We start from the raw sequence: 25,652 nt of genomic DNA, 5'->3' as shown, positions 1-25,652 counted from the left end.
TTTCGGCGCCCGTCTCTTTCCTGGAGAAAGAGACGGGCGTGGGCTGCCGCATTTGCACTGTGGATAAGTTGGCTTCGATCACGTTGGGCGTGACTGCGCGCCTAATTGGAAGCGAGCGCGCATGGGCTGGGACCACCACTGTAGGGCGTAGCCTTAAAGGTCCCTGGCTACCTGGGCAATGCTGTCGATGACAGCGCTTTACGGCTCTGGTGTAACGCGTGCTCGGAGGGTGGTCAACTGGGTGAGCGGTGGGGTTTTTAGGCGTTGTACGTGTTTGGAAGAAGGTGGCTTGGAATGGACAATGGGCCGTTCGTCGGTTTTTAAAGTGAGCCCCTGAGGACGGGAAGGCGAAGCCTTCCTGCCCTCAGGGGCTGGGCATTAAAAGCTTGTGGGCGCTGCAGATGGTGGCGACTGTCGCCACGTTGTCGCCATACGAAGGACCGCTAAATACTTGGGTTGTCGCCAGTGTCGCCGCTGTCGCCAGCAGGAACTGATTAACGAAACGGGATGACGTTCCCGTTTTTGTTTTCATGAATGGCCGTCACCGACAAATTGCCGGTGGCGGCTTTTTGAATGTACTCGCTCCACCAAATCATCATTGGACGCCGGCGCTCAATGTAGTCCGCTCGGTTGTACGCGCTTCGGACTTCGTCTTTGTCGACATGGGCGAGTGCGACTTCAATCAACTCCGGGTCCCATCCATGTTCGTTGAGGATGGTGCTGGCCATTGATCGCAGGCCGTGGCTGACCAACCGATCCTGGAAGCCCATACGCTTTAATGCCATGTTCGCAGTCTGGCTGTTTGCGTGGGTACGCGGATTTCGGTCGGCCGGAAATACGTGTTCCCGGTGGCCGCTGTAGGGCTTGAGTGTCTCTAGCAGCGCGAGCGTCTGGTCGCTTAGGGGGATGGGGTGCGCACGGCGTTTTTTCATGCGCTCCTTTGGGATGGTCCAGATGCGTTTCTCGAAATCTATTTCTGCCCAGGTCGTCCCAGCAGCCTCGGCAGGGCGGGTCATAGTGTGCAGTTGCCATTCGATCAGGCAGCGGGTGATGCGTTTGATGCTGGCGTTGGCAATCGCCAGCATCAGGTCGGGTAGTTCTTCGGGAGGAAGTGCTGCCATGTTTTGTTTTTGCGGTTTCTTGAAGGCTGCCCGAATGCCACTGAGCGGGTTCGCAAAGATCAGCCCGCAGTTGACGCCGTAGGCCATGATTTCGTTGAGACGTTGGGAAAGTCGCTTGACCGTCTCCAGGCTGCCTTTGGCCTCGATCGGGCGTAGGAGCTTGATGATCATGGGGGCGGTGATGTCTGCGAGGGGTGTGGCTTTGAGTCTGGGGAAAACATGCAGCGTGAGTGAGCGCCAGATGTCTTCGGCGTAGGCCGTTGTGACGGAGTGTTTTTTCAGTTCGAACCAGGCGGTGGCCACCTTCTCAAATGTGTGTTCGGTCTTCGCCAGCTTGGCTTGCCTGAGCTCATCGCGGTGAGCCTTGGGATCAATGCCTAGCACCAGTAGTTCACGTGCTTCTTGAGCTTTCTTTCTGGCGTTCGCCAACGAGAGAGCCGGGTAAGGGCCCAGCGCCATATTGAGGCGGTTTTTGGTTACCGGCTCGCGGTAGTTGAAATTCCATATCATCGAGCCACTGGCTCTGACCCTGAGTTGAAGGCCGTCGCCGTCAGTGAGAACGAAGTCTTTTCCTGTTGCCTTGACTGCCTTGAGTTGGCGGTCTGAGAGGCGGGTTGCATTAGTAGGCATGAGAGCTACCTCCGACACCGTTTTGGTATCCCAAAAATAGCACCGGTGGGTCCGGGATACCAAATGGGATACCAAAATGCCTGGAAATCAAAATGCCTCTACGGAAGCCAATGGCCCTGAAACCCTTGATTTCACTGGATTTCAGGCACAAAAAAAGACGTCCGTGGACGTCTTTAGTTGATAAAATGGTGGAGCCGGGGGGATTTGAACCCCCGTCCGCCAGTACTCCGCTGTCGGTACTACATGCGTAGCCGTTTCTATTAAGTTAACCCTCAGCGACCCGAAGGGCAGGGTGCTTTGGGCGAGTTGTGTAAGTTTTAGCCGCTTCGTCCACAACGTACTGCACGGCGATTCTGTTCTATATGACAATCACTTTGGGTTTACAGACATCCCCTGATGATTGCTGGACCCGAAGGTACCAGGAGGGAAGGGCTAAGGCTGCTTACGCAGCGAGAGCGTATTCCCCGTAGGTTTCGTCATTGGCAACTATAGAAAGTTGCAACAGTGGATTTACGAGTTCTGTTACCAACTCGGCATGCACCTAAAGTTTCGCAACCGGCGTCGAATCCTAAACGGCCCCGAGCCTGTTGCTCGGTGAATCAAAGTGAGCAACAAGCCTGCGCATTGTACGCCAACACGCGTGAGAAGGCCAACCCGAAGGTTGGCCGCGAGTGGTTATGGGTTGGGTTCGCTGCTCAGTTTGTCAGCGCCAATGCCTGGATGGCCTCGGTGGCGCATTTTTTGTCGTCCCCGGCGGCTTTTGAAGTTTTGGCGCTGGCCAGCAGTCTTTTGATCTCCGGTGCGTTGGTGGAGGTCGCTGGTAGCGCATTCACTTTGGCTTCGAGTTCCTGCAGCTTGCTCGTGCAAAGGTCGTTGTCCGCTGCAAATACGGGAGAGGCCAACACTGCAGCAGACATGAACAAACACGCGAGTGCGGTACGTTTCATGGATATCTCCTTGTACTGATGGTCTCGGTGCTGCCGTATGAGCGGGCGGCTCGGGCCAGTCCGAAAAATAAGCCACGATTGATTGGGGCCTACCTAAAAGACTACGACACGGCGCAGAAATTCGGTTTTTTCAGAATGGCTATGAAAAAACTGTTTGATAGTCGATGGGTGCAGTGGCACTAAAAATGGGGGTAATTGCCTCTGTATCGCGGGTGGGGTTGTGTAAGTTTTAGCTGCTTGAACCGGCGTCAAATCCTGAACGGCCCCGAGCCTGTTGCTCTGTGATTCAAAGTGAGCAACACGCCCGCGCCGTGTGCGCCACCGCGGTGGATAAGGCCAACCCGAAGGTTGGCCTGGTCACACGGGATTACTTGTTGGTTGGGTTTCGCGTTTGAATTTTCTCAAGCAAACCGCTAGTGATTCCAACGCAACCCTTGTCGTCCCCTGCGGCTTGGGCTGCTTTTGCTTTGTCCAAACCGGCTTGTACGTTGTCCTTGGCGTTTTCTGATGTGGCGGGATCAGAGTCCAGTACCTGCTGAATTTGGCTTATGTTTTGTTTGCAAAGGTCTTTATCTGCCGCAAACACCGGCGAGGCCAACAGTGCGGTGGTGATGAACAATCCAGCAATTGCAGAGTGCTTCATGGGTATCTCCTTGCGCATGAGGGCTCGGTGCTGCCGGTGAAGTAGGCTGCTGGCCGAGGTGGTTATAAGCCCGTTCACAGGGCCTAGCTAAATGACTATAGCCGCATGCTGGAGTTCGGTTTTTTTTTGAAGGAGTGTCGAGAGGTTTGGCGCAACGGCAGTGCATGAAAAAGGGGCGTAATCGCCCCATTTTCACCAAAGTACCCTCAAGCCGGACGCACTTGCGTCACCCGATCCACCAAGTAAACCAGACCGTGATAGTCGATCCCGCCATGTTGGCTCAGGCCGATTTCGCAGGTGCGGCTGGTGGAAATGCCTTCTGCGCAGAACTGCACGGCGTCTTTCAGGCTGCGCAGTGAGTGAGCGTTCAGTTCGGGGGTGGTGAAGCCCTTGTCCCCTGCAAAACCACAGCAGTGAATGCCCTCTGGAATGACCACGTTTTTGCTGCATTTACGCGCCAGATCAATCAACGCCTGACTCTCGCCAAGGTGCTGGGTGCTGCAAGTGACGTGCACCGCGATCGGCGCTTCCTGCGGTGTGAAATCCAGGCGGTCCATCAAATGCGTACGGATGAATCGCACCGGGTCGTAAAGGTCGAGTCGGACTTCGCCCAAATCCTGAACCAGCCGTAGCGTGCACGGGCTGGTGTCGCAATAGATCGGATCGAGCCCGCCGCGACTGGCGTGCAGCAATGCGCCGATCAGTTCCTGGCGTTTGTGCTCGGCCTGTTCCGCATAGCCTTTGGAGGCAAATGGCTGACCGCAGCAGAGGCTGTCCTGATTGTCGGGAAAGACGACCTGGTAACCGGCTTTTTCCAGCAGCCCACGGGTTTTGTCGTACAGCGACATCTGCTCCTTATCACCCGCCGCCGGGCCCATGACCCGCGAGACACACGCCGCCAGATACACCACACGAGGGCGTTGGTCCGATACGACCGGGCTGAAGCGAATGGCTTTTTCTGGCTGCGGCATAGCGTTGGTCCATTGCGGGACCTGACCTTTGGACAACTTGGTCAACGTCGCCGACAGCTTCGCCAGACGCGGTGCGCCCAGCAGCATCCGCGCACCGTTGGCGACATGCAGGGTGAAACGCGCGCCTTGCAGTGCCGTGGCGAAATTGCCTTCAAGCCAGTTGGCGGTTTTCGTATGCGTCGCCTTGCGGCCGCGAAGCTTTTTCACCAGCTCGCCGGTGTTGATGCCTACAGGGCAACGTTGCGCACACAAACCGGTGGCGGCGCAGGTGTCGATGCCTTGGTATTCGTAGGCGGCTTCAAGTTCGGCGGTGTCGACGCCTGCGCGTTTCTTCGCCTGAATATCGCGCCAGATCACGATGCGCTGGCGCGGGCTCAGGGTCAGTCCTTTCGACGGGCAGACCGGTTCGCAGAAACCGCACTCGATGCACTTATCCACAATCTCGTCGGCGGCCGGCAGCGGTTTCAGGTGCTTGAGGTGGATCTGCGGATCTTCGCTGAGCACCACGTCCGGGTTGAGGATGCCATTAGGGTCGAGCAGCCGTTTGAGTTGCCACATCAGTTGATAGGCATCGCTGCCCCATTCCAGCTCGACAAAGGGCGCCATGTTGCGGCCGGTGCCGTGCTCGGCCTTCAACGATCCGCCAAACTCCACCGCCACCAACTGCGCCACGTCGTCCATGAATGCCTGGTAGCGTGCGACTTCTTCCGGGTTGTTGAAGCCTTGGGTGAAGACGAAGTGCAGATTGCCTTCCAGGGCATGGCCGAAGAGGATCGCCTCGTCGTAGTGGTGTTTGTCGAACAGCTCGATCAGGCGGTTAACGCCAATGGCCAGCTGTTCCACCGGAAACGTCACGTCTTCGATGATCACTGTGGTGCCGGTTTTGCGCACCGCACCGACGGCAGGGAAGGTGTCTTTGCGGATCGCCCAAAGTCGAGCGTTTTCCACGGGGTCCTCGGTGAAGTCGACTTGTTTTTCCACCGGGAAAGAAGTCAGCGACGCCATGATCTGCGCCAGTTGTTCCTGTAGCAAAGTGGACGATGCGGCGCGGGATTCGATCAGCAAGGCGCAGGCATTGTTCGACAGCTGTTGTACGAAAGCGGGCATGCCGGGTTTGTCCTGCACCGAGCGCAGGCTGCGACGGTCCAGCAGTTCCACGGCGGACACCGGCTGGCTTTTCAGCACGGTGACGGCGTTGCAGCAGGTCTCCACATCCGGAAACACGATCAGCGCCGAAGCCTTGTTCGGGTGGTCGATGACCGTGTCGTAGGTCACCGCGCTGATGAAGCCGAGCGTGCCTTCGGAGCCCACCAACAAATGGCTCAAGATATCCACAGGCTCGTCAAAATCCACCAGCGCATTGAGTGACAGGCCGGTGGTATTTTTCAGGCGGTACTTGTGGCGGATTCTCGCAGCCAGTTCGGCATTGGCGCGGGTTTCGCGGCCCAATGTCGCCAGACGTTCAAGCAGCGCGGCGTGGCTCTGGTGAAACGCGGCAACGCTCGCCGCATCTTCGGTATCGAGACGGCTGCCGTCGGCCAGGACCAGACGAATACCGGCCAGCGTGTGGTAGGTGTTCTGCGCGGTGCCGCAGCACATGCCGCTGGCGTTGTTGGCTACGATACCGCCGATTTTGCAGGCGTTGATCGAGGCCGGATCTGGACCAATCTTGCGCCCGAACGGCGCCAGCCAGGCGTTGGCCTGAGCGCCGATCACGCCCGGTTGCAGGCGGATTTGCGTGCCTTGGCCGCGGATCTCGCGACCGTTCCAGTTATCCCCAAGCACGATCAGCACCGAATCGCTGATGGCCTGGCCGGACAGGCTGGTACCGGCCGCGCGGAAGGTCACCGGGACCTGGTCACGTTGCGCCAGTTTCAGTAGCGCCACCACTTCGTCTTCGGACTCGACACGGATCACCAGTTTCGGAATCAGACGATAAAAACTGGCGTCGGTGCCGAAGGCCAATGTCGACAATGGGTCGTCGAAGCGCCGCTCTTGGGGGATCAGTTGCTGCGCATCTCGCAGGAAAGCCGCCGGTAGAGTCATTGGTCCTCCAGAATCAAAACCACCAGGTCTTTCGGACCGTGCGCACCGTAGGCCAGGACTTGCTCGATGTCGGCCGTTTTCGATGGGCCGGACACCAGCAGGGCGTTGGTCGGCATGCCTTGCGCCCAGTTGAATTCCTGTTGGACCTGATAGAAGTTGTCGCGAATTTCACTGGCCTTCAGCAGGGCAAAATGCACGGGCGGAACCAGGCTCATCAAGCGCGGTTCCTCCCGTGTTGGCCAGAGAATCAGACTTCCGGTGGCGGCAATTGCGCCGAGGGTGGTGGTCAGGCTGGCCGGGGTGTCGTTGAACAGCTCGGCTTTCCACTCTTCAACCGGACGGTCGTAGGACTTGAGTGTCGGCAGATCAGGGTTGTTCGCCCAGTGTTGAGTGACGCGTTGCCCATGAGGCGTAGTCGGCGCGATCAACAAGCTCGGCAACTGACGGTCTCGCAACAACTGTGCGAGCAGCGCCGGCCAACCTTCGCCGGACGTGAGGTGGATCTCGGTGTGCACCGCTTCCATCAGTTTGCGCAATTGCGGGATGCGTTGCTCGGCGGTGTAGGTGTAAGGAGCAGTCACCAGCTCGACGTCGAATTCGTCGGGCACGGGCGTGGTGCCTGTCAGACTTTTCCGTAGCTTGGCGAGGATGTTTTGCTTGGCGCTCATCAACGATCTCCCTGTTTGGCCAGATGCTCACGGGCCATGTCATGCAGTGAGCGGGCAGCGGGTTTCGGTGCGCTGTGGTTTTGCGTCCACGGGCCAACATTGTTCGGTGCCAGGGCACGCAGTCGTGTGGCGACAAAGCCGAACAGACGATACAGCGTCGGCGAGCTGTTGAGTCTGGCCCAGGCGTTCCAGATAAAACGTTCCTTGCGCGAATATTTGCTGCCCTGACCGCGCATGACTTGATGCGCACTGTCCGGGGCTTTGACGTTCTCTTCCCGCAGGCGACGCAGCAGTGCCGGGATCGGAATTTTTACCGGGCAAACTTCACCGCAAGCACCGCAGAGCGACGATGCGCTCGGATGGTCCGGGACGTTCGCCAGGCCGACCATGTGCGGGGTGATGATTTTTCCGATAGGCCCAGGGTAAACCTCCCCATAGGCGTGACCGCCAATTCGGGTGTACACCGGGCAATGATTCATACAAGCACCGCAGCGGATGCAGTTCAGGGTCTGGCGCAATTCGCTGTCGGCGAAGGCCTGGCTGCGACCGTTGTCGAGCAGGACCAGATGCACTTCCTGCGGACCGTCGAGTTCATGTTCCTTGCGCGGGCCGGAGATCATGTTGACGTAGGTGGTGATCGGCTGGCCGAGGGCCGAGCGGGTCAACAGCGATAGCAGCGGGACCACGTCGCGCAGGTTTTCCACGACTTTTTCGATGCCGGTCACCGCGATGTGCACCGGCGGCACCGTGGTGGTCATGCGGCCGTTGCCTTCGTTTTCCACCAGCAGCAAGGTGCCGGTTTCGGCCACGGCGAAGTTGACGCCAGAAACGCCGATGTCCGCTTCGAAGAATTTCTGTCGCAAGACTTTGCGACCGATCTGAATGAGTTGGTCAACGTCCTTGGTGTACTCCACGCCAAGTTTGTCGTGGAACAAGGACGCGACCTGACCGGCATTCTTGTGGATCGCCGGCATAATAATGTGTGAAGGCTTCTCGTGATCGAGCTGGACGATGTACTCCCCCATGTCCGACTCCAGGCATTCAATGCCTTGAGCTTCGAGGACATGGTTCATCTCCATCTCTTCGCTGACCATCGATTTGCCCTTGATCACTTGCCGCCCCTCGTGAGCGCGGATGATCGATAGGACGATGCCATTGGCCTCGTCCACCGTTTCCGCCCAGTGCACTGTCACACCGTTGCGGGTCAGGTTCTGTTCCAGCTGCTCGAGCAGGTCGGGCAACTTGGATAACGCACGGGCACGGACTGCATTGCCCAGCGCTCGTAAATGTTCTCTTTCATGGGCATCGCTGAAGGACGCTGCCCGTTTTGTCATCAGAGAATCCATCGCAGTACGAAAGTTGTTTCGCAGCTGCTTGTCACCCAATGCCTTGTGAGCCCGGGTGCGAAAGTCTTCTTCCACGGCAACCGTAGGAATAATCGCGGAAGCGTTCATAGAACACCTCCGGTTCGCTGCCAAAGGAAACTGGCCAGGTGTTGGCCGCGCAACGCTTCCTTCTGTTTCTCCAGCGAGCCGTTGATGTTCATCAGGCAACCACAATCGGCACTGAGAACCTTGTGTGCGCCGGATTCCTTCAACGACCTTGTCTTGTCAGCCACCATCGCGCCGGAAATATCTGGCATACGGACGCTGAACGTTCCACCAAAGCCACAGCATTCACTTTCGTGGCTGTGGTCGACTCGCTCCACGTTGCTCAGTTGCGACAACAACTCGCGACCATGCAAGTGGGTGTTCATTTCACGCCGTGCCGAACACGAGGTGTGCAACGCCACTTTTACCGGCTCGCCGCCGTCCTTGAGCTGCACCTTGCAGACAAACAGCAGGAACTCGGCCAGTTCGTAAGTCCGGGCCGCCAGCGCCTGAACCTGCTTCAACGTCTGCGGCTCGTCCTTGAACAAGTCGGCGTAGTGTTCGCGCAACATCCCGGCACAGGATCCCGACGGCACCACCACCGGGTAATCCCCGGCGAACAGCGCCAGTTGCGAGCGCGCCACGGTCCTTGCCTGCTCGGTGTAACCCGAGGTGTAGGCCGGTTGTCCGCAGCAGCTCTGCCCTTGCGGGTACTCGACACGGATACCTTCGCGTTCCAGCAAGTGAATCGCGTCCATCCCGGCTTCGGGGTAGAACAAGTCCACCACGCAGGTCCCGAACAGGTAGACCCGTGACGGTTTCTCGCTGGGGTATTGCCGAGGCTCGGGCAGTGGCGGGGCGACGCGGGTCGCATTCGGCACGGCGTTGTAAAAAAGCTCGCTCATCAGGCGTGTCTCCGGGTGGACCCGGTTATCCGTCTGCTGAGGCTGCTGAATATAGAGAGGGAAACTTTCAGCAGCCTTACAGACCGGGTTGTGAATAGCTGACGCCGGAATCGTGGTCCGGCGTCGGTTTTTTCGATGTGGCTTGTAGTCCCTAGTGCACCAACATGCCAGTGAGCCAGTAGGCCTGGATGTAGGTGATCAGGCCGACGATGGTTGCAAAGAACAGGCTGTGCTTGAGGGTGAAGCGGAACAGGTCCGATTCCTTGCCCACCAGACCGGTGGCGGCGCAGGCCACGGCGATCGATTGTGGCGAGATCATCTTGCCGGTCACGCCGCCGCTGGTGTTTGCCGCCACCAACAGCACATCGCTCACGCCGATCTGGTGCGCGGTGGTTGCTTGCAACGAACTGAACAGCGCGTTGGACGAGGTATCGGACCCGGTCAGGAACACGCCCAGCCAGCCGAGGAATGGCGAGAAGAACGGGAATGCCGCGCCAGTGCCTGCCAATACCAGTGCCATGGTCGAAGACATGCCCGAGTAGTTGGTGACGAAGGCGAACGCCAACACCATGCCGATCGACAGAATCGGCCAGCGCAGCTCGTAGAAGGTCTCTTTCAAAGTGGTAAGACCAGTTTTGATGTTGATCTTCAGCACCAGCATCGAGATCAGCGCGGAGAAGAAAATCGCCGTGCCGGTCGCGGAAATCGGATCGAGTTTGAACACCGCTGTAATGGCGGTCGGCGCAGTCACGATCGGTGCGACCTTGATCACCATCTGATCCAGGTGCGGGATGGCGAAGTTGAACACCCAGCTGTACATCGAACCGCCGGCGGCGAACATGGCCTTGAACGGTTTCAGGGTCCAGATGGTGACCAGCACGGTGAGGATCAGGAACGGCGACCAGGCTTTGACGATTTCAAACAGGCTGTAAGGCGACGCTACGCTGGTGCGCGGCTGGCCGAAACCGCCGGCGCTGGCGGTCACCACGGAGGCCGAGACGGCACCGGCGATGTGTTGGCCGGCGGCGCGTTTTGGCTGCCAGACTTTCAGGAACAGCGTCAGGGAAATCAGGCTGGCCAGGGCCGAGGTGATGTCCGGCAACTCAGGGCCGATGAAGTTCGACGTGAAGTATTGGGTGATGGCAAAGCTCAAGCCGGCCACCAGCGCAGCAGGCCAGGTTTCCCGAACGCCGCGCAGGCCGTCCATCATGAACACCAGCCAGAACGGCACGAACAGCGACAGCAACGGCAGTTGGCGGCCGGTCATGGCGCCGATCTTGAACGCGTCAATGCCGGTCACTTGCCCGGCCACGATGATCGGAATCCCCAGGGCACCGAAGGCCACTGGCGCGGTGTTGGCGATCAGGCACAGGCCAGCGGCGTACAGTGGGTTGAAGCCCAGTCCTACAAGCAGCGCGGCGGTAATCGCTACCGGTGCACCGAAACCAGCGGCACCTTCCAGGAACGCGCCGAAGCAGAAACCGATCAGCAGCACCTGCAAACGCTGGTCGTCGGTGATCGACAACACCGAGCTGCGGATCACTTCGAACTGACCACTCTTGACCGTCAGTTTGTAGAGGAACACGGCCGCGACAATGATCCAGGCAATCGGCCACAGACCGTAGGCAAAGCCATAGCCTGCGGCGGCGAAGGCCATATCGACCGGCATCTGGAAGGCAAAGATCGCAACGGCGATGGACAACGCCAGGGTGATGCTGCCGGCGACATGGCCTTTGAGGCGGAACACCGCCAACGCCAGGAAGAAAAACACGATGGGAATAACGGCCGCGAGCGCGGAGACGCCAAGGCTGCCGAGCGGGGTATAGAGCTGTTGCCAGGTTTGCATATGGGGTGGCCCCTAATTGTTGTTGGTCAGGCACTGGTCAGCGTTCTTGGATAATTGGTAATACCAATTTACAATCGCTGTTGGCTAGGGTAAAAGCCTTGTATGCGGTGTGTCAATTTGTCGCCCTAAAACTTTTGTCGAATAAGTGCTGAATCGTGGGCGTGATCCGCTTTAACAAATGCCGTCTGGTAGGTGCTGGCACAGCGCCGATAGGCCAGAATAGAGGGCCCGGCGAGCCGTCGGGACCGTGGAGAATTGAGTTATGGGGTTTGATCAGATTCGTCAGCGCCGTTTGTCTGACGATATTGTCGAGCAACTCGAGGGGATGATCCTCGAAGGCACGTTGAAGTCTGGCGAGCGCTTGCCGGCCGAGCGCGCGTTGGCCGAGCAGTTCGGCGTGTCACGCCCCTCGTTGCGCGAGGCGATTCAGAAACTGGCGGCCAAAGGCTTGTTGGTCAGTCGCCAGGGCGGCGGCAATTATGTGGTGGAGTCGCTGGGTTCAACCTTCAGCGATCCACTGTTGCATCTGCTGGAAAGCAACCCCGAAGCCCAGCGCGATCTGCTGGAGTTTCGTCATACGCTGGAGGCGTCCTGCGCCTATTACGCGGCACTGCGCGCCACGGATGTCGATCGCGAGCGGCTGACGGCGGCATTCAATGAATTGCAGGACTGCTACACGCGTCACGATGAGGTGAGCCGGGCGGAAGAGGGCGCGGCGGATGCGAAATTTCATTTGGCGATTGCCGAAGCCAGTCACAACGCTGTGTTGCTGCACACCATTCGCGGGCTGTTCGATCTGCTCAAGCGCAACGTGGTGACCAACATTGGCGGCATGTACAAGCAGCGCACGGAAACCCGCGACATGCTGATCACGCAACATCGGGAGCTGTACCTGGCGATTATCGAAGGGCGGGCGGAACAGGCGCGGGAAGTCTCCAGCCGACATATTTTGTATGTGCAGGAAGTGCTGGAAGAAGTGCGTCAGGAAGTGCAGCGCATGGCCCGGGCGGAGCGGCGCAAGGGGATGTAGCCATGATCATTCCCACGCTCCGCGTGGGAACGATCATCAGACCGAAAGATTAATCTTCCTTGCCCTTGTTGCGCACCGCACGCTGCAACTCGCGACCGGCGTCGCGTTCGCGTTCGGTATCACGCTTGTCGTATTCCTTCTTGCCCTTGCCCAGAGCGATCTCGCACTTGACCATGTGCTTGCTCCAGTACCAGGACAGGCACACGCAGGCATAGCCTTTTTGCTGCACGGCGGCGGCCAGCTTTTCAAGCTCGCGGCGGTTGAGCAACAACTTGCGGGTGCGGGTCGGATCGGCGATGACGTGGGTGCTGGCGGTCATCAGCGGCGTAATGTGGCTGCCGAGCAGCCAGGCTTCGCCATCCTTGAGCAGCACGTAACTGTCAACCAGTTGCAGCTTGCTTGCCCGCAGACTTTTTACTTCCCAGCCGGCCAGGACCAGACCAGCCTCGAACTTATGCTCGATGAAGTAATCGTGTCGCGCCTTTTTGTTTTGCGCGATGGTCCCTGTTGGGTGTTTCTTCTGTTTAGCCATAGGGGCGGCATTATAGGGAGTTGCACGCGAGTCGGCTACGGTATCGCTACGTGCTTGAGCAGGTTGATTGAATCCCGGACAATGCGGCCTCTTTTTTGAACGCTTGGGCGTGATAACGATGTCGACAGACAAGGTTTCTGTCCACGGCAGTTGGGCTAGCCGCTGGGTCTTCATACTCGCCGCGACCGGTTCGGCCGTGGGCCTGGGTAGTATCTGGAAATTCCCGTACATGGTCGGCGTCTACGGGGGCGGCGCCTTCGTGCTGATGTTCCTGGCCTGTATCGCGCTGATCGGTGTGCCGGTCATGCTGGCCGAAACCCTGATCGGCCGCCGCGCGCGGCAGAGTCCGGCCAACGCCTTGAAGGTGCTGGCGGTGGAGGCGGGGCATTCGGGCAAGTGGTCCTGGGGCGCATTCGCCGGGATGATCACGGCGTTGCTGATCCTGTCTTTCTATAGTGTGGTCGGCGGCTGGTCGCTGGATTACATCATCGACATGGGCCGTGGCGACTTCCAGGGAGCAACGCCCGATCAGGTCGGCGCGTACTTTGGCAATGTGATCGCCGATCCGTGGCGCCTGACACTTTGGCACACGATTTTCATGCTGCTGTCTGCCGTCGTCATCGCCAAAGGCGTGGTCGCCGGGCTTGAACGCAGCTTGCGGATCATGATGCCGCTGCTCTTCGTGATGATTCTGGTGCTGCTGGGCTACAGCATGACCACCGGCCATTTCATGGAAGGCGTGCATTTCATGTTCGACTTCCACCCGGAAAAAGTCCTCGACGGCTTGTTGCCGGCCATGGGGCACGCGTTCTTCTCCCTGAGTGTGGGCGTTGGTTCGATCATGATTTACGGCGCTTACATGCCCAAGCATTCGTCGATCTCCGGCACTGTGGTCGGCGTGGCGCTGCTCGACACCTTCGTTTCCCTGGTGGCTGGTCTGGCATTGTTTCCGATTGTGTTCGCTGCGGGCTTGAACCCGAGCGAAGGCCCGGGCCTGATGTTTGTCAGCCTGCCGTTCGCCTTCGGTAACGTAGCGTTCGGCCAGTTGATGGGCGTAGTGTTCTTCGTACTGGTCGCGGTGGCTGCCTGGAGCTCGGCGATTTCCCTGCTCGAGCCGATGGTGGCTTACCTGGTCGAGCGTACGAAAGTCAGTCGCGCCTGGGTGACTTTCTGGCTGGCTTTTATCTGCTGGTTCGTGGGGTTGGGCACGGTGTTTTCCTTCAATATCTGGAAGGAAGCCAAATTTTTCGTGAACGAAGGCGGGATGTTCCATCTCTATCAATGGGGTGCGGCAGGTGGCCTGGACTTCTTTGGCGTGATCGATTTCTTCACGTCGCGGATCATGTTGCCACTCGGTGGTTTGTGTTTCGTGGTGTTTGCGGGCTGGGTGATGGGGCGTGAAGCGGTGCGCGACGAGTTGTCGGTCCGCAACCCTGCGCTGTTCGCCCTGTCCTTGTTCTTGATGCGCTATGTGGCGCCCATCGGCATTCTCGTAGTGTTTGCCGCACAGCTGTGGAAGTGACGCTGACATGACGACACACATTCAACGTTCGGCTCTGCTGCCTTACCCGGCGCAAGCGCTGTATGACCTGGTCAACGACGTGGCGCGTTACCCGGAATTTCTGCCGTGGTGTTCCACCGCTGAAGTGCTGGAAAGCACTCCCGAGCACATGCGTGCCAGCGTGGGCGTGGCCAAGGGTGGGTTGAGTCAGCATTTTGTTACCAGAAACACTTTAGTGCCCGGCCATTCAATCGAGATGAACCTCGAGGAAGGACCTTTCACCCAGTTGCATGGCATTTGGGTGTTCAAGCCGTTGGGCGAAAAGGCCTGCAAGATCAGTCTGGACCTGTCCTTCGATTACGCCGGGCCGATTGTTCGCGCAACCTTGGGGCCGCTGTTCAATCAGGCCGCAAACACGTTGGTGGACGCGTTTTGCCAGCGCGCCAAACAAATGCATGGTTGAGTCGAAGGTTGACGTCGAGGTGGTCTACGCCGCAGTTGATCGTCAGGTGCTTCTCGCAGTGTCGGTGCCAGCGGGAACGACGGTGCGCGCGGCTTTGCTGGCGTCAGGCGTTGGCGAGACCTTCGCGGAGCTGGATCTGACCCATTGCCCGGTGGGGATCTTCGGTAAAGTAATTACTGATGCGGACACTTGTCCTGTGCAGGCGGGTGATCGCATCGAGATTTACCGGCCATTGCTGGCAGATCCGAAAGAGATTCGTCGGCTGCGTGCCGCCAAGGCTGCTGAGGCCAAGGCCCGGAATCAGTAAGCCGCCCAAGCGCCAGACAATAAAAAACCCGGACATGCCGGGTTTAATGAGATGGTCAGCCTGACCGAGAAGCCCTGCAGGTTTACGCTTGCAGGGCTTTTCTCGTTTTCGGCGGAGGATCTCTCATGAACACGATGACGCTTCTCGGTATCGACATTGGCAAACACAGTTTCCACCTGCATGGCCAGGACGCCAAAGGTCATCAGGTATTGCGCAAGAAAACCAACCGCGGCCAATTGCTCAGCACATTGGCCCAGTTACCGGCCTGCACGGTGGTGATGGAGTCGTGCGGCGGCGCCCACTGGCTGGCTCGACAGATCGGTGCATTGGGCCACGAGGTGAAGCTGATCGCCCCGCAGTACGTCAAACCGTTCGTCAAAGGCAACAAAAACGACTTCATTGATGCCGAAGCGATTTGCGAGGCGGCGAGCCGCCCCGCGATGCGCTTCTGCTCGATCAAAACCGCAGAGCAGCAAACGCTTTCAGCCCTGCATCGTGTCCGAGATTCCTTGATTGGCCATCGCACCGTCGCGACCAACCAGATTCATGGCTTTTTACTGGAATTCGGCATCAGCCTGCCCATTGGCGCAACTGCATTGCACCGCGTGCCGGCGCTGCTGGACGATGCACAGCACCCGGTTCCATTGCGTCTGAAGGGCGTGGTGATGCGCCTCCATCATCAAATTCAACTGCTGAATGATGAAATCAAGGACATCGAGTCCGATCTAAAGCAACAGTTGAAAGAAGACGATGCCGGAAGTCGTTTGCAGAGTATTCCTGGCATCGGCCCCATCACCGCCAGTGCGGTATTGGCCGATGTAGGCGATGCGTCGAACTATCGAAGTGGACGCGATTTTGCCGCTTCGCTAGGGCTGGTGCCGAGGCAATATTCGACGGGCGGAAAGACAGTGCTTCTGGGGATCAGCAAGCGCGGCGACAAGCACATCCGCCAACTGCTGGTGCAGGGCGCGCGATCCATCATGCAGCATATCGATAAGCGGGAAGACGCCATTGGGCCTTGGGTTCGGGAGCTGCTGACGCGTCGACACTCCAATGTCGTCGCGTGCGCGCTGGCGAACAAACTGGCGCGAATCGTGTGGGCGGTACTGGCCAAAGGCGGCCAGTACGACCCACATCCGAACGTTTGAACGTACAGCTTTACCACCGGCTTTTGCGACGTCACTGACTGATGACAGTAAACGGCAAACGGCCCGACTGAGAACCTGGCAATAAAATCAGCTTTAGAGGCTGAGGGTTTTTTCAGGACAGTCGGGAGCGGCTACTCATCAAGGGCCGAGCGTTGTTGACGCAACACTCACGACGAGCCCGAATACATTAGCGCAAGCCAGCTTTACCGAAAACAGCCCATGAGGTTGCAGGAGATGGGCTGACCATACATTTTATTGCGTCGCAAATTATTGCGGCGAGGTTTCCAGCGGTTCTGGCGTCGGGACCGGAACGGTTTCTACACCGTCTACGTCCTTCTGGATCTGGTCCAGCAACGAGCCTGGCTTGACCGGTTTTTCCGGTTTCGGCTTCTCGGCGTTTTCTGCTGGTGCAGTGACTGTTGTGCCACTGTCCTTGCCGAGAATAGCTTCGTCGCGGCTCACGCCTGGCATGAAATCACCAGAGAGGCTGACAAGTTGGTCATTTGGGTTGAAGATAACGCTAATGCGTTCCTGTTGGCGTTCACCGCCACCCGGTTGCAGGCTGTACAGATAATCCCAGCGATCGGCATGGAACGTGTCGGTCAGCAGGGGGTTGCCCATGATAAACCGTACTTGCTTACGGGTCATTCCCGGGCGTAACTGGTTTATCATGTCCTGCGTGACGACATTGCCCTGCTGGATGTCGATTTTGTAAACCCCGGGGAATGAACAACCGGCGAGTGCGAGCAGTCCCACAAAGGTGAAACTGGTTAGCAAGAGCTTGGTGTTTTGCATCGGTGGGCGACTTCCACTATCTTGGCTGGGACAACGTAAACGCCGATCATACCCGCATTAAGAGAAGCTGCGAAGCAGCATCGCGAGAAAGCTGACCATGGTTGAAAATAGCGAACTACGCAAAGCCGGCCTCAAAGTGACCCTTCCACGGGTCAAAATTCTGCAAATGCTCGATTCCGCCGAGCAACGCCACATGAGTGCCGAGGATGTTTACAAGGCGCTGATGGAGGCTGGTGAGGACGTCGGTCTGGCCACGGTTTACCGTGTACTGACTCAGTTCGAGGCAGCTGGCCTTGTGGTGCGGCACAACTTCGACGGAGGCCATGCGGTCTTCGAGCTGGATGACGGCAAGCATCACGACCATATGGTCAACGTCGAAACCAGCGAAGTGATCGAATTCTTCGACGAAGAAATCGAGCGTCTGCAGAAAGCCATCGTCGATAAGTACGGCTTCGAGATGGTTGATCACAATCTGGTGCTGTACGTGCGCAAGAAAAAGTAAGCATGTCGCGCGAATTTTACATTCGCGAAACGAGCGAAGGCGACCCAAGGGTCGCCTTCGTGCTTTCTGCCGTCCTTAAATTTTTGCGGTGACGACCATTTTTTTCGCGTGAGCCAGGGATTCCTTGGTCAGATCGATGCCACCCAGCATCCGCGCTACTTCTTCGACGCGATCATTCTTGCTCAGTTTGGAAACAGCCGTGTGGGTCGCCTCTTCGCCGCGCACCTTGTGCACGAATAGATGTTGATGGCCCTGGGCGGCCACTTGCGGCAAGTGGGTCACTGTCAGCACCTGTCCGCGTTCACCGAGGCGACGTAGCAGTTGGCCAACGATCTCCGCGGTGGGGCCTCCGATGCCCACGTCTACCTCATCGAATACAAGTGTCGGCACACGTGAGGTCTGTGCGGTGATCACCTGAATAGCCAGGCTGATTCGTGACAGTTCGCCACCCGAGGCCACTTTGGCCAAGGCTTTTAATGGCTGACCGGGGTTGGCGCTGACCAGCAGCTCGACCTGCTCCAGTCCATTAGGCAGCAGTTCGTCGCTGCTGTTAGGACGTAATTCGATAGTGAAGCGCCCGCCGGGCATGCCCAGTCGCTGGATTTCCTGTTCCACGGCGCTGGCCAGGCTGTTCGAGGCTTGATGGCGCAGGTCGCTTAGTTCTCGAGCCTTCTCCTGATAATGACGGGCATAAGAAGCCAGCTCATCGCTCAGTCGCTCGATGGATTCATCGTTGGCGTTCAGGGTTTCGATTTCATCCAGCAAGCGCTGCTGCATCTCGGCGACTTCGGTCGGCTGGATGCGGTGCTTGCGCGCCATGGTGTAGATCGCATCCAGGCGTTCTTCCAGGTATTGAAGGCGCGCCGGGTCGGCGTCGAAGTTGTCGAGAAAGCGGTTGAGCTCGCCCACGGCTTCTTCGACCTGTATCTGTGCGCTGGTCAGCAGGCTGCTGGCTTCACCCAGTGCGCCGATCGAGTTATTGACGCTCGATAGACGATTGAGGCTGGCGGTCAGCGCGTTCAGGACATTCCCGGAATCACTTTCGCTGCATTGCTCGACCACTTGCCGACAGATACCCAGCAGGGTTTCTGCGTTGGTGAGGTTCTTGTGCTCCTGTTCCAGTTGTTCCAGCTCGTTTTCGCCGAGGCCGAGGTTTTCCAGCTCTTCGAGCTGATAGCTGAGCAATTGATGGCGAGCGCGCTGCTCGTCGCCGGAATTGGAGAGGCGCTCCAGCTCCTGGCGAGTCTGGCGCCAGCGTTGGGCGGCCAGATGCACCTGGCGGGCAAGATCAGTGGCGCCGGCGTATTCGTCGAGCAAGCGGCGGTGAGTGTCGGTCTTGAGCAGGGATTGGTGTTCGTGCTGGCTGTGGATATCGATCAGCAGTTCGCCGAGGGCTTTGAGGTCGCCGAGCGGGCAGGGCGTGCCGTTGATATAGCCACGAGAGCGTCCTTCGGCGGTGATGACCCGTCGCAAGATGCACGGGCCGTCGCTTTCCAGGTCGCGCTCTGCCAGCCAGGCGCTGGCTTCCGGGATGTCGACCAGGTCGAAGGTTGCAAGGATGTCGGCCTTGTCGGCGCCGGGACGGACTACGCCGCTGTCGGCACGGTCGCCCAGGGTCAGGCCGAGGGCGTCGAGCATGATCGACTTGCCGGCACCGGTTTCCCCGGTTATCACGCTCATCCCGCGATCGAGCTCGAGATCGAGATGTTCAACGATGGCGTAGTTATGTACGGACAGGTGCACCAGCATAAAGGCCGCTCCCAGGCTTTAGGTCTGGTTATTTATACAGTGTTTTATTTGCGGCTGACAATGCCCCTGAAGTGCTCGATCGCCTCGGTCTGACGAAATGCCTGGTCGTCGCGTAATCACAATGCAGCGTTTTTTGTAGGGTTAATCGCAACCCGCCCCTTGAAGCTGATTTTTGCGGCCCCATATACCGGGGCAGAAGCGCGAGTTGAGCTCGCGGACGTTATTGAAAGGAGAATTCTATGGCTGACGAACAGACAGTGGATACGCAAAATCTAGACGCCGATCAGGCTGCCCCGGATTCGGGTGATGAACTGGCGGCTCGCGTACAAGTGCTCGAGGAGCAATTGGCTGGCGCTCATGATCAAGCTTTGCGTGTAGCGGCTGATCTGCAGAACGTCCGCCGTCGAGCCGAGCAGGACGTAGAAAAAGCGCACAAATTCGCCCTGGAAAAATTTGCTGGCGATTTGTTGCCGATCATCGACAGCCTGGAGCGTGGCCTGGAGTTGTCCAACCCGGATGACGAAAGCATCCGCCCAATGCGCGAAGGCATCGAGCTGACCCTGAAAATGTTCCAGGACACCCTGAAGCGTTATCAGTTGGAAGTGATCGATCCGCATGGCGAGCCGTTCAATGCCGTTCAGCACCAGGCAATGGCCATGCAGGAAAGCGCCGACGTTGAGCCGAACAGCGTGCTCAAGGTGTTCCAGAAAGGGTATCAGCTCAACGGTCGTCTGCTGCGCCCGGCCATGGTTGTGGTGAGCAAGGCCCCTGCGCCAGTTTCGCCTTCTATTGATGAGCAGGCTTGAAATTAGCCACAAGGCCCCCATTTAGAAGTCAAGCGTTTAAGTGCTACCGCAGTTAGCCACCACTGCTGCGGCAACCAAATCCAAAAGTTTCGGGAGAATAAACATGGGCAAAATTATCGGTATCGACCTGGGGACTACCAACTCCTGCGTCTCCGTGCTTGAAAACGGCGTAGCCAAAGTTATCGAAAACGCTGAAGGCGCGCGTACCACGCCGTCGATCATCGCTTACGCCAACGACGGCGAAATCCTGGTTGGCCAGTCCGCCAAGCGTCAAGCTGTGACCAATCCGCATAACACCCTGTACGCGGTGAAGCGTCTGATCGGTCGTAAGTTCGACGAAGAAGTCGTACAGAAAGACATCAAGATGGTCCCGTACAAAATCGCCAAGGCTGACAACGGCGACGCATGGGTAGAAGTGAACGGCCAGAAAATGTCGCCGCCACAGATCTCGGCTGAAATTCTGAAGAAAATGAAGAAGACCGCCGAAGACTATCTCGGCGAGCCAGTGACCGAAGCGGTCATCACCGTTCCGGCTTACTTCAACGACAGCCAGCGTCAAGCCACCAAAGACGCCGGCCGTATTGCTGGCCTGGACGTAAAACGTATCATCAACGAACCGACCGCGGCCGCTCTGGCCTACGGTATGGACAAGGCGAAGGGCGATCACACCGTGATCGTTTACGACTTGGGCGGCGGTACCTTCGACGTTTCCGTGATCGAAATCGCTGAAGTCGATGGCGAGCACCAGTTCGAAGTATTGGCCACCAACGGTGACACTTTCCTGGGCGGTGAAGACTTTGACATTCGTCTGATCGACTACCTCGTCGACGAATTCAAGAAAGAAAGCGGCATGAACCTCAAAGGTGACCCGCTGGCCATGCAGCGCCTGAAAGAAGCCGCTGAAAAAGCCAAGATCGAACTGTCCTCGAGCATGTCGACTGATGTGAACCTGCCGTACATCACTGCAGACGCCACCGGTCCTAAGCACTTGAACGTGAAAATCTCCCGCGCCAAGCTCGAAGCGCTGGTAGAAGACCTGGTTCAGCGCACCATCGAACCTTGCCGCATCGCGCTGAAAGACTCCGGTATCGACGTTGGCGCCATCAACGACGTGATCCTGGTGGGCGGTCAGACACGTATGCCACTGGTTCAGAAGTTGGTGACCGAGTTCTTCGGTAAAGAAGCACGTAAAGACGTGAACCCGGACGAAGCCGTTGCCATGGGTGCTGCTATCCAGGGTGCCGTACTGGCCGGTGACGTGAAAGACGTTCTGCTGCTCGACGTCAGCCCGCTGACCCTGGGTATCGAAACCATGGGTGGCGTGATGACCGCGCTGATCGAGAAAAACACCACGATTCCTACCAAGAAATCGCAAGTGTTCTCGACTGCCGACGACAATCAGGGCGCCGTGACCATTCACGTGCTGCAAGGTGAGCGTAAGCAAGCGGCACAGAACAAGTCCCTGGGCAAGTTCGACCTGGCCGAGATTCCACCAGCACCACGTGGCGTGCCACAAATTGAAGTGACCTTCGACATCGACGCCAACGGCATCCTGCACGTAGGCGCCAAAGACAAGGCCACCGGCAAGACTCAGTCGATCGTGATCAAGGCCAACTCCGGTCTGTCCGAGGAAGAGATTCAGCAGATGATTCGCGATGCTGAAGCCAACGCCGAAGAAGACAGCAAGTTCGAAGCACTGGCCGCAGCCCGCAACCAGGGCGATGCACTGGTTCACTCGACTCGCAAAATGGTCGCTGACGCCGGCGATAAAGTGACGGCTGAAGAGAAGACTGCAATCGAAGCCGCTGTTGTTGCTCTGGAAGCCGCTGTCAAAGGCGACGACAAGGCTGCAATCGAAGCCAAGGTTGAAGAGTTGTCCAAAGTCTCCGCTCCAGTGGCGCAGAAGATGTACGCCGAACAGGCCCAGCCTGCCGAAGGCGCGGCACCTAACGACGAAAAAGCCGAAAAAGCCGACGACGTTGTTGATGCCGAGTTCGAAGAAGTCAAAGACCACAAGTAAGTTGTTGGTCGCCCGGTTGACTGCCTTCTGGCGGTGACTGGTAGGATGTCGCCGCGCGGGAGCTTGCTCCCGCGTTGGCGTGTCTGGAGTTAGCGAATTTTTACAGCATGCGACAACGCTCGAATGCTGGCGGTATGGCCGGGAATGCTCCTGCTTCTCGAGCTGAAAGTACCGCATTGAATCAAAGACCAGGATCGTTGAATTGACGTGAGTTGGGTCCGGGCCTGTATTGGGGCTCAACGAGTTTGGCGAGGCTCAGGAGGGGTTTGCCGGACGTCCTTAAGAGTGCAAAGACTTATGGCAAAGCGTGACTATTACGAAATATTGGGTGTTGAGCGTGGTTCAAGCGAAGCAGACCTGAAAAAGGCCTACCGTCGCCTGGCGATGAAGCATCACCCGGACCGTAATCCCGATGACAAAGCGTCGGAAGAGATGTTCAAGGAGGCCAACGAGGCCTACGAAGTCCTGTCCGATTCCAGCAAGCGCGCGGCCTACGACCAGTACGGTCATGCCGGTGTCGATCCGAGCATGGGTGGCGGCGGTGCCGGATTTGGCGGTCAGAACTTCTCCGACATCTTTGGTGATGTCTTCAGTGACTTCTTCGGTGGTGGTCGCGGCGGTGCCCGTGGCGGCGCTCAGCGCGGCAGCGACTTGCGTTACACCCTGGAGCTGAACCTGGAAGAAGCGGTGCGCGGCACGACCGTGAATATCCGCGTTCCGACACTGGTCAACTGCAAGCCCTGCGACGGCTCGGGTGCCAAGAAAGGCTCCTCGCCAGTGACCTGCCCGACATGCGGCGGTATTGGCCAGGTGCGCATGCAGCAGGGCTTCTTCTCGGTGCAGCAGACCTGCCCGCGTTGCCATGGCCAGGGCAAGATCATTTCCGACCCGTGCAACTCCTGCAACGGCGAAGGCCGCGTCGAAGAGTACAAAACCCTCTCGGTGAAAGTACCGGCCGGTGTGGATACCGGTGATCGCATTCGTCTGTCCGGCGAAGGCGAGGCGGGTGCGCAGGGTGGACCGACGGGCGATCTGTACGTGGTGATCAATGTGCGCGAGCACGCGATCTTCCAGCGCGACGGCAAGCACCTGTTCTGCGAGGTGCCGATCAGTTTTGTTGATGCTGCGCTGGGCGGCGAGCTGGAGATTCCGACCCTTGATGGTCGAGTCAAACTGAAAATCCCTGAAGGGACCCAGACCGGCAAGCAGTTCCGTGTTCGCGGCAAAGGCGTTGCGCCTGTGCGTGGCGGTGGAGCCGGTGACTTGATGTGCCGTGTGGCGGTCGAAACCCCGGTCAACCTGGGTCGTCGTCAGCGCGAATTGCTGGAAGAGTTCCGCAGCTCGCTGGCGGATGACAACAGCCATTCGCCGAAAACCACCGGTTGGTTCGAAGGCGTAAAGCGCTTCTTCGGCGATTTGTAAGGAGACAGGCATGCGACGTATTGCAGTGATGGGCGCCGCCGGGCGCATGGGCAAAACCCTGATCGAGGCCGTGCAGCAACAGCAGGGCGCGGGTCTGACGGCGGCCATTGATCGTCCGGACAGCTCGCTGGTCGGCGCAGATGCCGGCGAACTGGCTGCGCTGGGTCGTATCGGTGTGCCGCTGTCGGGTGATCTGGATCGCGTGGTCGACGAGTTCGACGTGCTGATCGACTTCACGCACCCGACGGTGACGCTGAAGAACCTCGCGTTCTGCCGCAAGCATCACAAGGCGATGATCATCGGTACCACCGGTTTCAGCGTTGAGGAGAAGCAGTTGCTGGCGGAAGCGGGCAAGGACATTCCGATTGTCTTCGCGGCCAACTTCAGCGTCGGCGTTAATCTTTGCCTGAAGCTGCTCGACACCGCTGCCCGGGTGCTGGGTGATGATGTCGATATCGAAATCACTGAAGCCCATCATCGGCATAAAGTCGATGCGCCGTCCGGTACTGCCGTGCGCATGGGTGAAGTCATTGCCGATGCGCTGGGGCGTGATCTGAAGAAGGTGGCGGTTTACGGTCGTGAAGGCCAGACCGGCGCCCGCGCTCGCGAAACCATCGGCTTCGCCACGGTGCGTGCCGGTGACATCGTCGGTGATCACACTGTGCTGTTCGCCGCTGATGGTGAGCGTGTCGAGATCACGCATAAAGCGTCCAGTCGCATGACCTTTGCCAAGGGTGCAGTACGTGCCGCCTTGTGGCTTGATGGGCGCGAGCCGGGTCTTTATGACATGCAAGACGTGCTCGACCTGCGTTAAGAAGTGCCTGAAATCGGGTTCAAACACGGCGTTTGAGCCCGGTTTTACTCCGCCAAGCGACGTCCTGTCGCATTCTCCGGCCTTTAAGGCTCATTGGCGGTAGACCGAAAATGCCTTTTTCTGTAAGCTACAGCTTTAGTGTGTTCACTAAAAGCGCGCAGAATAATTCAGTGAATGAGCGGGGTGACGTGTCCATACGTCACTCCGCTTTTTTACACCTGCGATCGCCCTTTCAGGCTTTATTTACGGGAGGTCTTCTTGACTAAGCCAGCCATACTCGCCCTTGCTGATGGCAGCATTTTTCGCGGCGAAGCAATTGGAGCCGACGGTCAAACCGTTGGTGAGGTGGTATTCAACACCGCCATGACCGGCTATCAGGAAATCCTTACCGATCCTTCCTACGCCCAACAGATCGTTACCCTGACTTACCCGCACATCGGCAACACCGGCACAACGCCGGAAGACGCCGAGTCCGACCGCGTATGGTCCGCTGGCCTGGTCATCCGTGACCTGCCACTGGTTGCGAGCAACTGGCGTAACACGATGTCCCTGTCGGACTACCTGAAAGCCAACAACGTAGTGGCAATCGCCGGTATCGACACTCGCCGCCTGACACGCATTTTGCGTGAAAAAGGTGCGCAGAACGGCTGCATCATGGCAGGTGACAACATCTCCGAAGAAGCCGCCATCGCCGCCGCCCAGGGTTTCCCTGGCCTCAAAGGCATGGACCTGGCGAAAGTCGTCAGCACCAAAGAGCAATACGAGTGGCGCTCGACTGTCTGGGATCTGAAAACCGACAGCCACGCGACCATCGAAGCCTCCGAGCTGCCCTACCACGTGGTCGCCTACGACTACGGCGTCAAGCTGAACATCCTGCGCATGCTGGTCGAACGCGGTTGCCGCGTGACCGTGGTGCCGGCTCAGACTCCAGCCGCTGACGTTCTGGCGATGAAGCCGGACGGCGTGTTCCTGTCCAACGGCCCTGGTGACCCTGAGCCTTGCGACTACGCGATCCAGGCGATCAAGGACGTGCTCGAAACCGAGATTCCGGTCTTCGGCATCTGCCTCGGTCACCAGCTGCTGGCCCTGGCCTCCGGTGCCAAGACCCTGAAAATGGGCCACGGCCACCACGGTGCCAACCACCCGGTCCAGGATCTGGATACCGGTGTAGTGATGATCACCAGCCAGAACCACGGTTTTGCGGTAGACGAAGCGACCCTGCCGGCCAACGTCCGCGCGATTCACAAATCGCTGTTCGACGGCACCCTTCAAGGCATCGAGCGTACCGACAAAAGCGCCTTCAGCTTCCAGGGTCACCCTGAAGCCAGCCCTGGCCCGAACGACGTAGCGCCATTGTTCGATCGCTTCATCAACGAAATGGCCAAGCGACGCTAATCGCTCGCCTTGATGTTGCAA

Annotated in this window: 22 protein-coding genes and 1 other RNA gene; 11 read left to right on the top strand and 12 right to left on the bottom strand. The window is 58.3% G+C overall.

Annotated features, from left to right (window positions below; all coding sequences use genetic code 11):
• Window positions 1–494 precede the first annotated feature (494 nt).
• The 9 genes from BLU63_RS05960 to BLU63_RS05920 form a co-directional block, all read right to left on the bottom strand.
• On the bottom strand, window positions 495–1,751 hold the full coding sequence (locus BLU63_RS05960; protein WP_083375058.1) for an integrase domain-containing protein: 1,257 nt from the start codon (window positions 1,749–1,751) through the stop codon (window positions 495–497).
• A gap of 186 nt (window positions 1,752–1,937) precedes the next feature.
• Window positions 1,938–2,331: a transfer-messenger RNA gene (gene ssrA, locus BLU63_RS05955) on the bottom strand.
• Window positions 2,332–2,446: 115 nt separating this feature from the next.
• Window positions 2,447–2,698 (bottom strand): hypothetical protein, encoded by a 252-nt coding sequence (locus tag BLU63_RS05950; protein ID WP_083375057.1) that lies wholly within the window; start codon window positions 2,696–2,698, stop codon window positions 2,447–2,449.
• Window positions 2,699–3,065: 367 nt separating this feature from the next.
• Window positions 3,066–3,341 (bottom strand): hypothetical protein, encoded by a 276-nt coding sequence (locus BLU63_RS05945; RefSeq protein ID WP_083375056.1) that lies wholly within the window; start codon window positions 3,339–3,341, stop codon window positions 3,066–3,068.
• Between the two features lie 206 nt (window positions 3,342–3,547).
• Complete coding sequence (locus BLU63_RS05940) at window positions 3,548–6,358, bottom strand: FAD-binding and (Fe-S)-binding domain-containing protein (protein WP_083375055.1); 2,811 nt, start codon at window positions 6,356–6,358, stop codon at window positions 3,548–3,550.
• Window positions 6,355–7,026 carry a LutC/YkgG family protein gene (locus tag BLU63_RS05935; RefSeq protein ID WP_077747379.1) on the bottom strand — a complete coding sequence of 224 codons (672 nt, stop codon included), beginning with the start codon at window positions 7,024–7,026 and terminating at the stop codon, window positions 6,355–6,357. The genes BLU63_RS05940 and BLU63_RS05935 overlap by 4 nt, the downstream gene beginning before the upstream one ends.
• A complete protein-coding gene (locus BLU63_RS05930) occupies window positions 7,026–8,480 on the bottom strand; it encodes a LutB/LldF family L-lactate oxidation iron-sulfur protein (protein WP_010463552.1) in 1,455 nt (484 codons plus the stop codon). Before BLU63_RS05930 ends, BLU63_RS05935 begins: the two co-directional genes overlap by 1 nt.
• On the bottom strand, window positions 8,477–9,301 hold the full coding sequence (locus BLU63_RS05925) for a (Fe-S)-binding protein (RefSeq protein WP_010463550.1): 825 nt from the start codon (window positions 9,299–9,301) through the stop codon (window positions 8,477–8,479). Before BLU63_RS05925 ends, BLU63_RS05930 begins: the two co-directional genes overlap by 4 nt.
• A 151-nt stretch (window positions 9,302–9,452) precedes the next feature.
• Entirely contained in the window at window positions 9,453–11,147 is a 1,695-nt protein-coding gene (locus BLU63_RS05920) for a lactate permease LctP family transporter (RefSeq protein ID WP_077747381.1), read from the bottom strand.
• 262 nt (window positions 11,148–11,409) lie between these two features.
• On the opposite strand from BLU63_RS05920, the gene BLU63_RS05915 reads away from it, so the two are divergent.
• Window positions 11,410–12,177 carry a GntR family transcriptional regulator gene (locus BLU63_RS05915; protein WP_010463546.1) on the top strand — a complete coding sequence of 256 codons (768 nt, stop codon included), beginning with the start codon at window positions 11,410–11,412 and terminating at the stop codon, window positions 12,175–12,177.
• A 49-nt stretch (window positions 12,178–12,226) separates the two neighbouring features.
• Here the strand turns inward: BLU63_RS05915 and smpB are convergent, their stop codons facing one another.
• Window positions 12,227–12,709: an SsrA-binding protein SmpB gene (smpB, locus tag BLU63_RS05910; protein WP_007900551.1), complete on the bottom strand. Its 483-nt coding sequence runs from the start codon at window positions 12,707–12,709 to the stop codon at window positions 12,227–12,229.
• Window positions 12,710–12,827: 118 nt separating this feature from the next.
• On the opposite strand from smpB, the gene BLU63_RS05905 reads away from it, so the two are divergent.
• From BLU63_RS05905 to BLU63_RS05890, 4 genes are all read left to right on the top strand, one after another.
• Window positions 12,828–14,231 carry a sodium-dependent transporter gene (locus tag BLU63_RS05905; protein WP_010463541.1) on the top strand — a complete coding sequence of 468 codons (1,404 nt, stop codon included), beginning with the start codon at window positions 12,828–12,830 and terminating at the stop codon, window positions 14,229–14,231.
• A gap of 7 nt (window positions 14,232–14,238) precedes the next feature.
• On the top strand, window positions 14,239–14,673 hold the full coding sequence (locus BLU63_RS05900; RefSeq protein WP_010463538.1) for a type II toxin-antitoxin system RatA family toxin: 435 nt from the start codon (window positions 14,239–14,241) through the stop codon (window positions 14,671–14,673).
• The gene (locus tag BLU63_RS05895; protein WP_083375054.1) at window positions 14,666–14,980 is read left to right on the top strand and encodes an RnfH family protein; all 315 of its coding nucleotides are present in this window, start codon (window positions 14,666–14,668) and stop codon (window positions 14,978–14,980) included. The genes BLU63_RS05900 and BLU63_RS05895 overlap by 8 nt, the downstream gene beginning before the upstream one ends.
• A 125-nt stretch (window positions 14,981–15,105) precedes the next feature.
• Window positions 15,106–16,128 (top strand): IS110 family RNA-guided transposase, encoded by a 1,023-nt coding sequence (locus BLU63_RS05890; RefSeq protein ID WP_083375053.1) that lies wholly within the window; start codon window positions 15,106–15,108, stop codon window positions 16,126–16,128.
• A gap of 267 nt (window positions 16,129–16,395) precedes the next feature.
• Here BLU63_RS05890 and BLU63_RS05885 read toward each other — a convergent pair whose 3' ends face one another.
• Window positions 16,396–16,923 carry an outer membrane protein assembly factor BamE gene (locus BLU63_RS05885; RefSeq protein ID WP_010463534.1) on the bottom strand — a complete coding sequence of 176 codons (528 nt, stop codon included), beginning with the start codon at window positions 16,921–16,923 and terminating at the stop codon, window positions 16,396–16,398.
• A gap of 97 nt (window positions 16,924–17,020) precedes the next feature.
• On the opposite strand from BLU63_RS05885, the gene fur reads away from it, so the two are divergent.
• Window positions 17,021–17,425 carry a ferric iron uptake transcriptional regulator gene (gene fur, locus BLU63_RS05880; RefSeq protein WP_003197684.1) on the top strand — a complete coding sequence of 135 codons (405 nt, stop codon included), beginning with the start codon at window positions 17,021–17,023 and terminating at the stop codon, window positions 17,423–17,425.
• A gap of 75 nt (window positions 17,426–17,500) precedes the next feature.
• Here fur and recN read toward each other — a convergent pair whose 3' ends face one another.
• Window positions 17,501–19,174 (bottom strand): DNA repair protein RecN, encoded by a 1,674-nt coding sequence (recN, locus tag BLU63_RS05875; protein WP_010463523.1) that lies wholly within the window; start codon window positions 19,172–19,174, stop codon window positions 17,501–17,503.
• Window positions 19,175–19,413: 239 nt separating this feature from the next.
• On the opposite strand from recN, the gene grpE reads away from it, so the two are divergent.
• From grpE to carA, 5 genes are all read left to right on the top strand, one after another.
• The gene (gene grpE / locus BLU63_RS05870; protein WP_077747384.1) at window positions 19,414–19,980 is read left to right on the top strand and encodes a nucleotide exchange factor GrpE; all 567 of its coding nucleotides are present in this window, start codon (window positions 19,414–19,416) and stop codon (window positions 19,978–19,980) included.
• 103 nt (window positions 19,981–20,083) lie between these two features.
• Window positions 20,084–22,000, top strand: a complete 1,917-nt coding sequence (dnaK, locus tag BLU63_RS05865; RefSeq protein WP_077747385.1) for a molecular chaperone DnaK — start codon at window positions 20,084–20,086, stop codon at window positions 21,998–22,000.
• A gap of 297 nt (window positions 22,001–22,297) precedes the next feature.
• Window positions 22,298–23,422, top strand: coding sequence for a molecular chaperone DnaJ (dnaJ, locus tag BLU63_RS05860; protein WP_010463516.1), 1,125 nt, complete (start codon window positions 22,298–22,300; stop codon window positions 23,420–23,422).
• A gap of 10 nt (window positions 23,423–23,432) precedes the next feature.
• Window positions 23,433–24,236, top strand: a complete 804-nt coding sequence (dapB, locus tag BLU63_RS05855; RefSeq protein WP_010463514.1) for a 4-hydroxy-tetrahydrodipicolinate reductase — start codon at window positions 23,433–23,435, stop codon at window positions 24,234–24,236.
• A gap of 258 nt (window positions 24,237–24,494) precedes the next feature.
• On the top strand, window positions 24,495–25,631 hold the full coding sequence (carA, locus tag BLU63_RS05850; protein ID WP_010463512.1) for a glutamine-hydrolyzing carbamoyl-phosphate synthase small subunit: 1,137 nt from the start codon (window positions 24,495–24,497) through the stop codon (window positions 25,629–25,631).
• Window positions 25,632–25,652: the final 21 nt, after the last annotated feature.

The sequence above is a fragment of the Pseudomonas mandelii genome, assembly GCF_900106065.1.
Lineage (GTDB): Bacteria > Pseudomonadota > Gammaproteobacteria > Pseudomonadales > Pseudomonadaceae > Aquipseudomonas > Aquipseudomonas mandelii.
Note: the sequence above shows the minus strand (reverse complement) of the source record. Positions and strands in the feature narration are given on the sequence as shown.

Bases quoted from the DNA above. Each gene is read 5' to 3' on its own strand.
- recN (WP_010463523.1), bottom strand. From the start codon at position 19,174: ATGCTGGTGCACCTGTCCGTACATAACTACGCCATCGTTGAACATCTC.
- BLU63_RS05905 (WP_010463541.1), top strand. From the start codon at position 12,828: ATGTCGACAGACAAGGTTTCTGTCCACGGCAGTTGGGCTAGCCGCTGG.
- BLU63_RS05900 (WP_010463538.1), top strand. From the start codon at position 14,239: ATGACGACACACATTCAACGTTCGGCTCTGCTGCCTTACCCGGCGCAA.
- BLU63_RS05895 (WP_083375054.1), top strand. From the start codon at position 14,666: ATGGTTGAGTCGAAGGTTGACGTCGAGGTGGTCTACGCCGCAGTTGAT.
- BLU63_RS05930 (WP_010463552.1), bottom strand. From the start codon at position 8,480: ATGAACGCTTCCGCGATTATTCCTACGGTTGCCGTGGAAGAAGACTTT.
- fur (WP_003197684.1), top strand. From the start codon at position 17,021: ATGGTTGAAAATAGCGAACTACGCAAAGCCGGCCTCAAAGTGACCCTT.
- BLU63_RS05890 (WP_083375053.1), top strand. From the start codon at position 15,106: ATGAACACGATGACGCTTCTCGGTATCGACATTGGCAAACACAGTTTC.
- dnaK (WP_077747385.1), top strand. From the start codon at position 20,084: ATGGGCAAAATTATCGGTATCGACCTGGGGACTACCAACTCCTGCGTC.
- grpE (WP_077747384.1), top strand. From the start codon at position 19,414: ATGGCTGACGAACAGACAGTGGATACGCAAAATCTAGACGCCGATCAG.
- BLU63_RS05885 (WP_010463534.1), bottom strand. From the start codon at position 16,923: ATGCAAAACACCAAGCTCTTGCTAACCAGTTTCACCTTTGTGGGACTG.
- BLU63_RS05935 (WP_077747379.1), bottom strand. From the start codon at position 7,026: ATGAGCGCCAAGCAAAACATCCTCGCCAAGCTACGGAAAAGTCTGACA.
- BLU63_RS05960 (WP_083375058.1), bottom strand. From the start codon at position 1,751: ATGCCTACTAATGCAACCCGCCTCTCAGACCGCCAACTCAAGGCAGTC.
- BLU63_RS05920 (WP_077747381.1), bottom strand. From the start codon at position 11,147: ATGCAAACCTGGCAACAGCTCTATACCCCGCTCGGCAGCCTTGGCGTC.
- smpB (WP_007900551.1), bottom strand. From the start codon at position 12,709: ATGGCTAAACAGAAGAAACACCCAACAGGGACCATCGCGCAAAACAAA.
- BLU63_RS05925 (WP_010463550.1), bottom strand. From the start codon at position 9,301: ATGAGCGAGCTTTTTTACAACGCCGTGCCGAATGCGACCCGCGTCGCC.
- dapB (WP_010463514.1), top strand. From the start codon at position 23,433: ATGCGACGTATTGCAGTGATGGGCGCCGCCGGGCGCATGGGCAAAACC.
- BLU63_RS05915 (WP_010463546.1), top strand. From the start codon at position 11,410: ATGGGGTTTGATCAGATTCGTCAGCGCCGTTTGTCTGACGATATTGTC.
- BLU63_RS05940 (WP_083375055.1), bottom strand. From the start codon at position 6,358: ATGACTCTACCGGCGGCTTTCCTGCGAGATGCGCAGCAACTGATCCCC.
- BLU63_RS05950 (WP_083375057.1), bottom strand. From the start codon at position 2,698: ATGAAACGTACCGCACTCGCGTGTTTGTTCATGTCTGCTGCAGTGTTG.
- dnaJ (WP_010463516.1), top strand. From the start codon at position 22,298: ATGGCAAAGCGTGACTATTACGAAATATTGGGTGTTGAGCGTGGTTCA.
- BLU63_RS05945 (WP_083375056.1), bottom strand. From the start codon at position 3,341: ATGAAGCACTCTGCAATTGCTGGATTGTTCATCACCACCGCACTGTTG.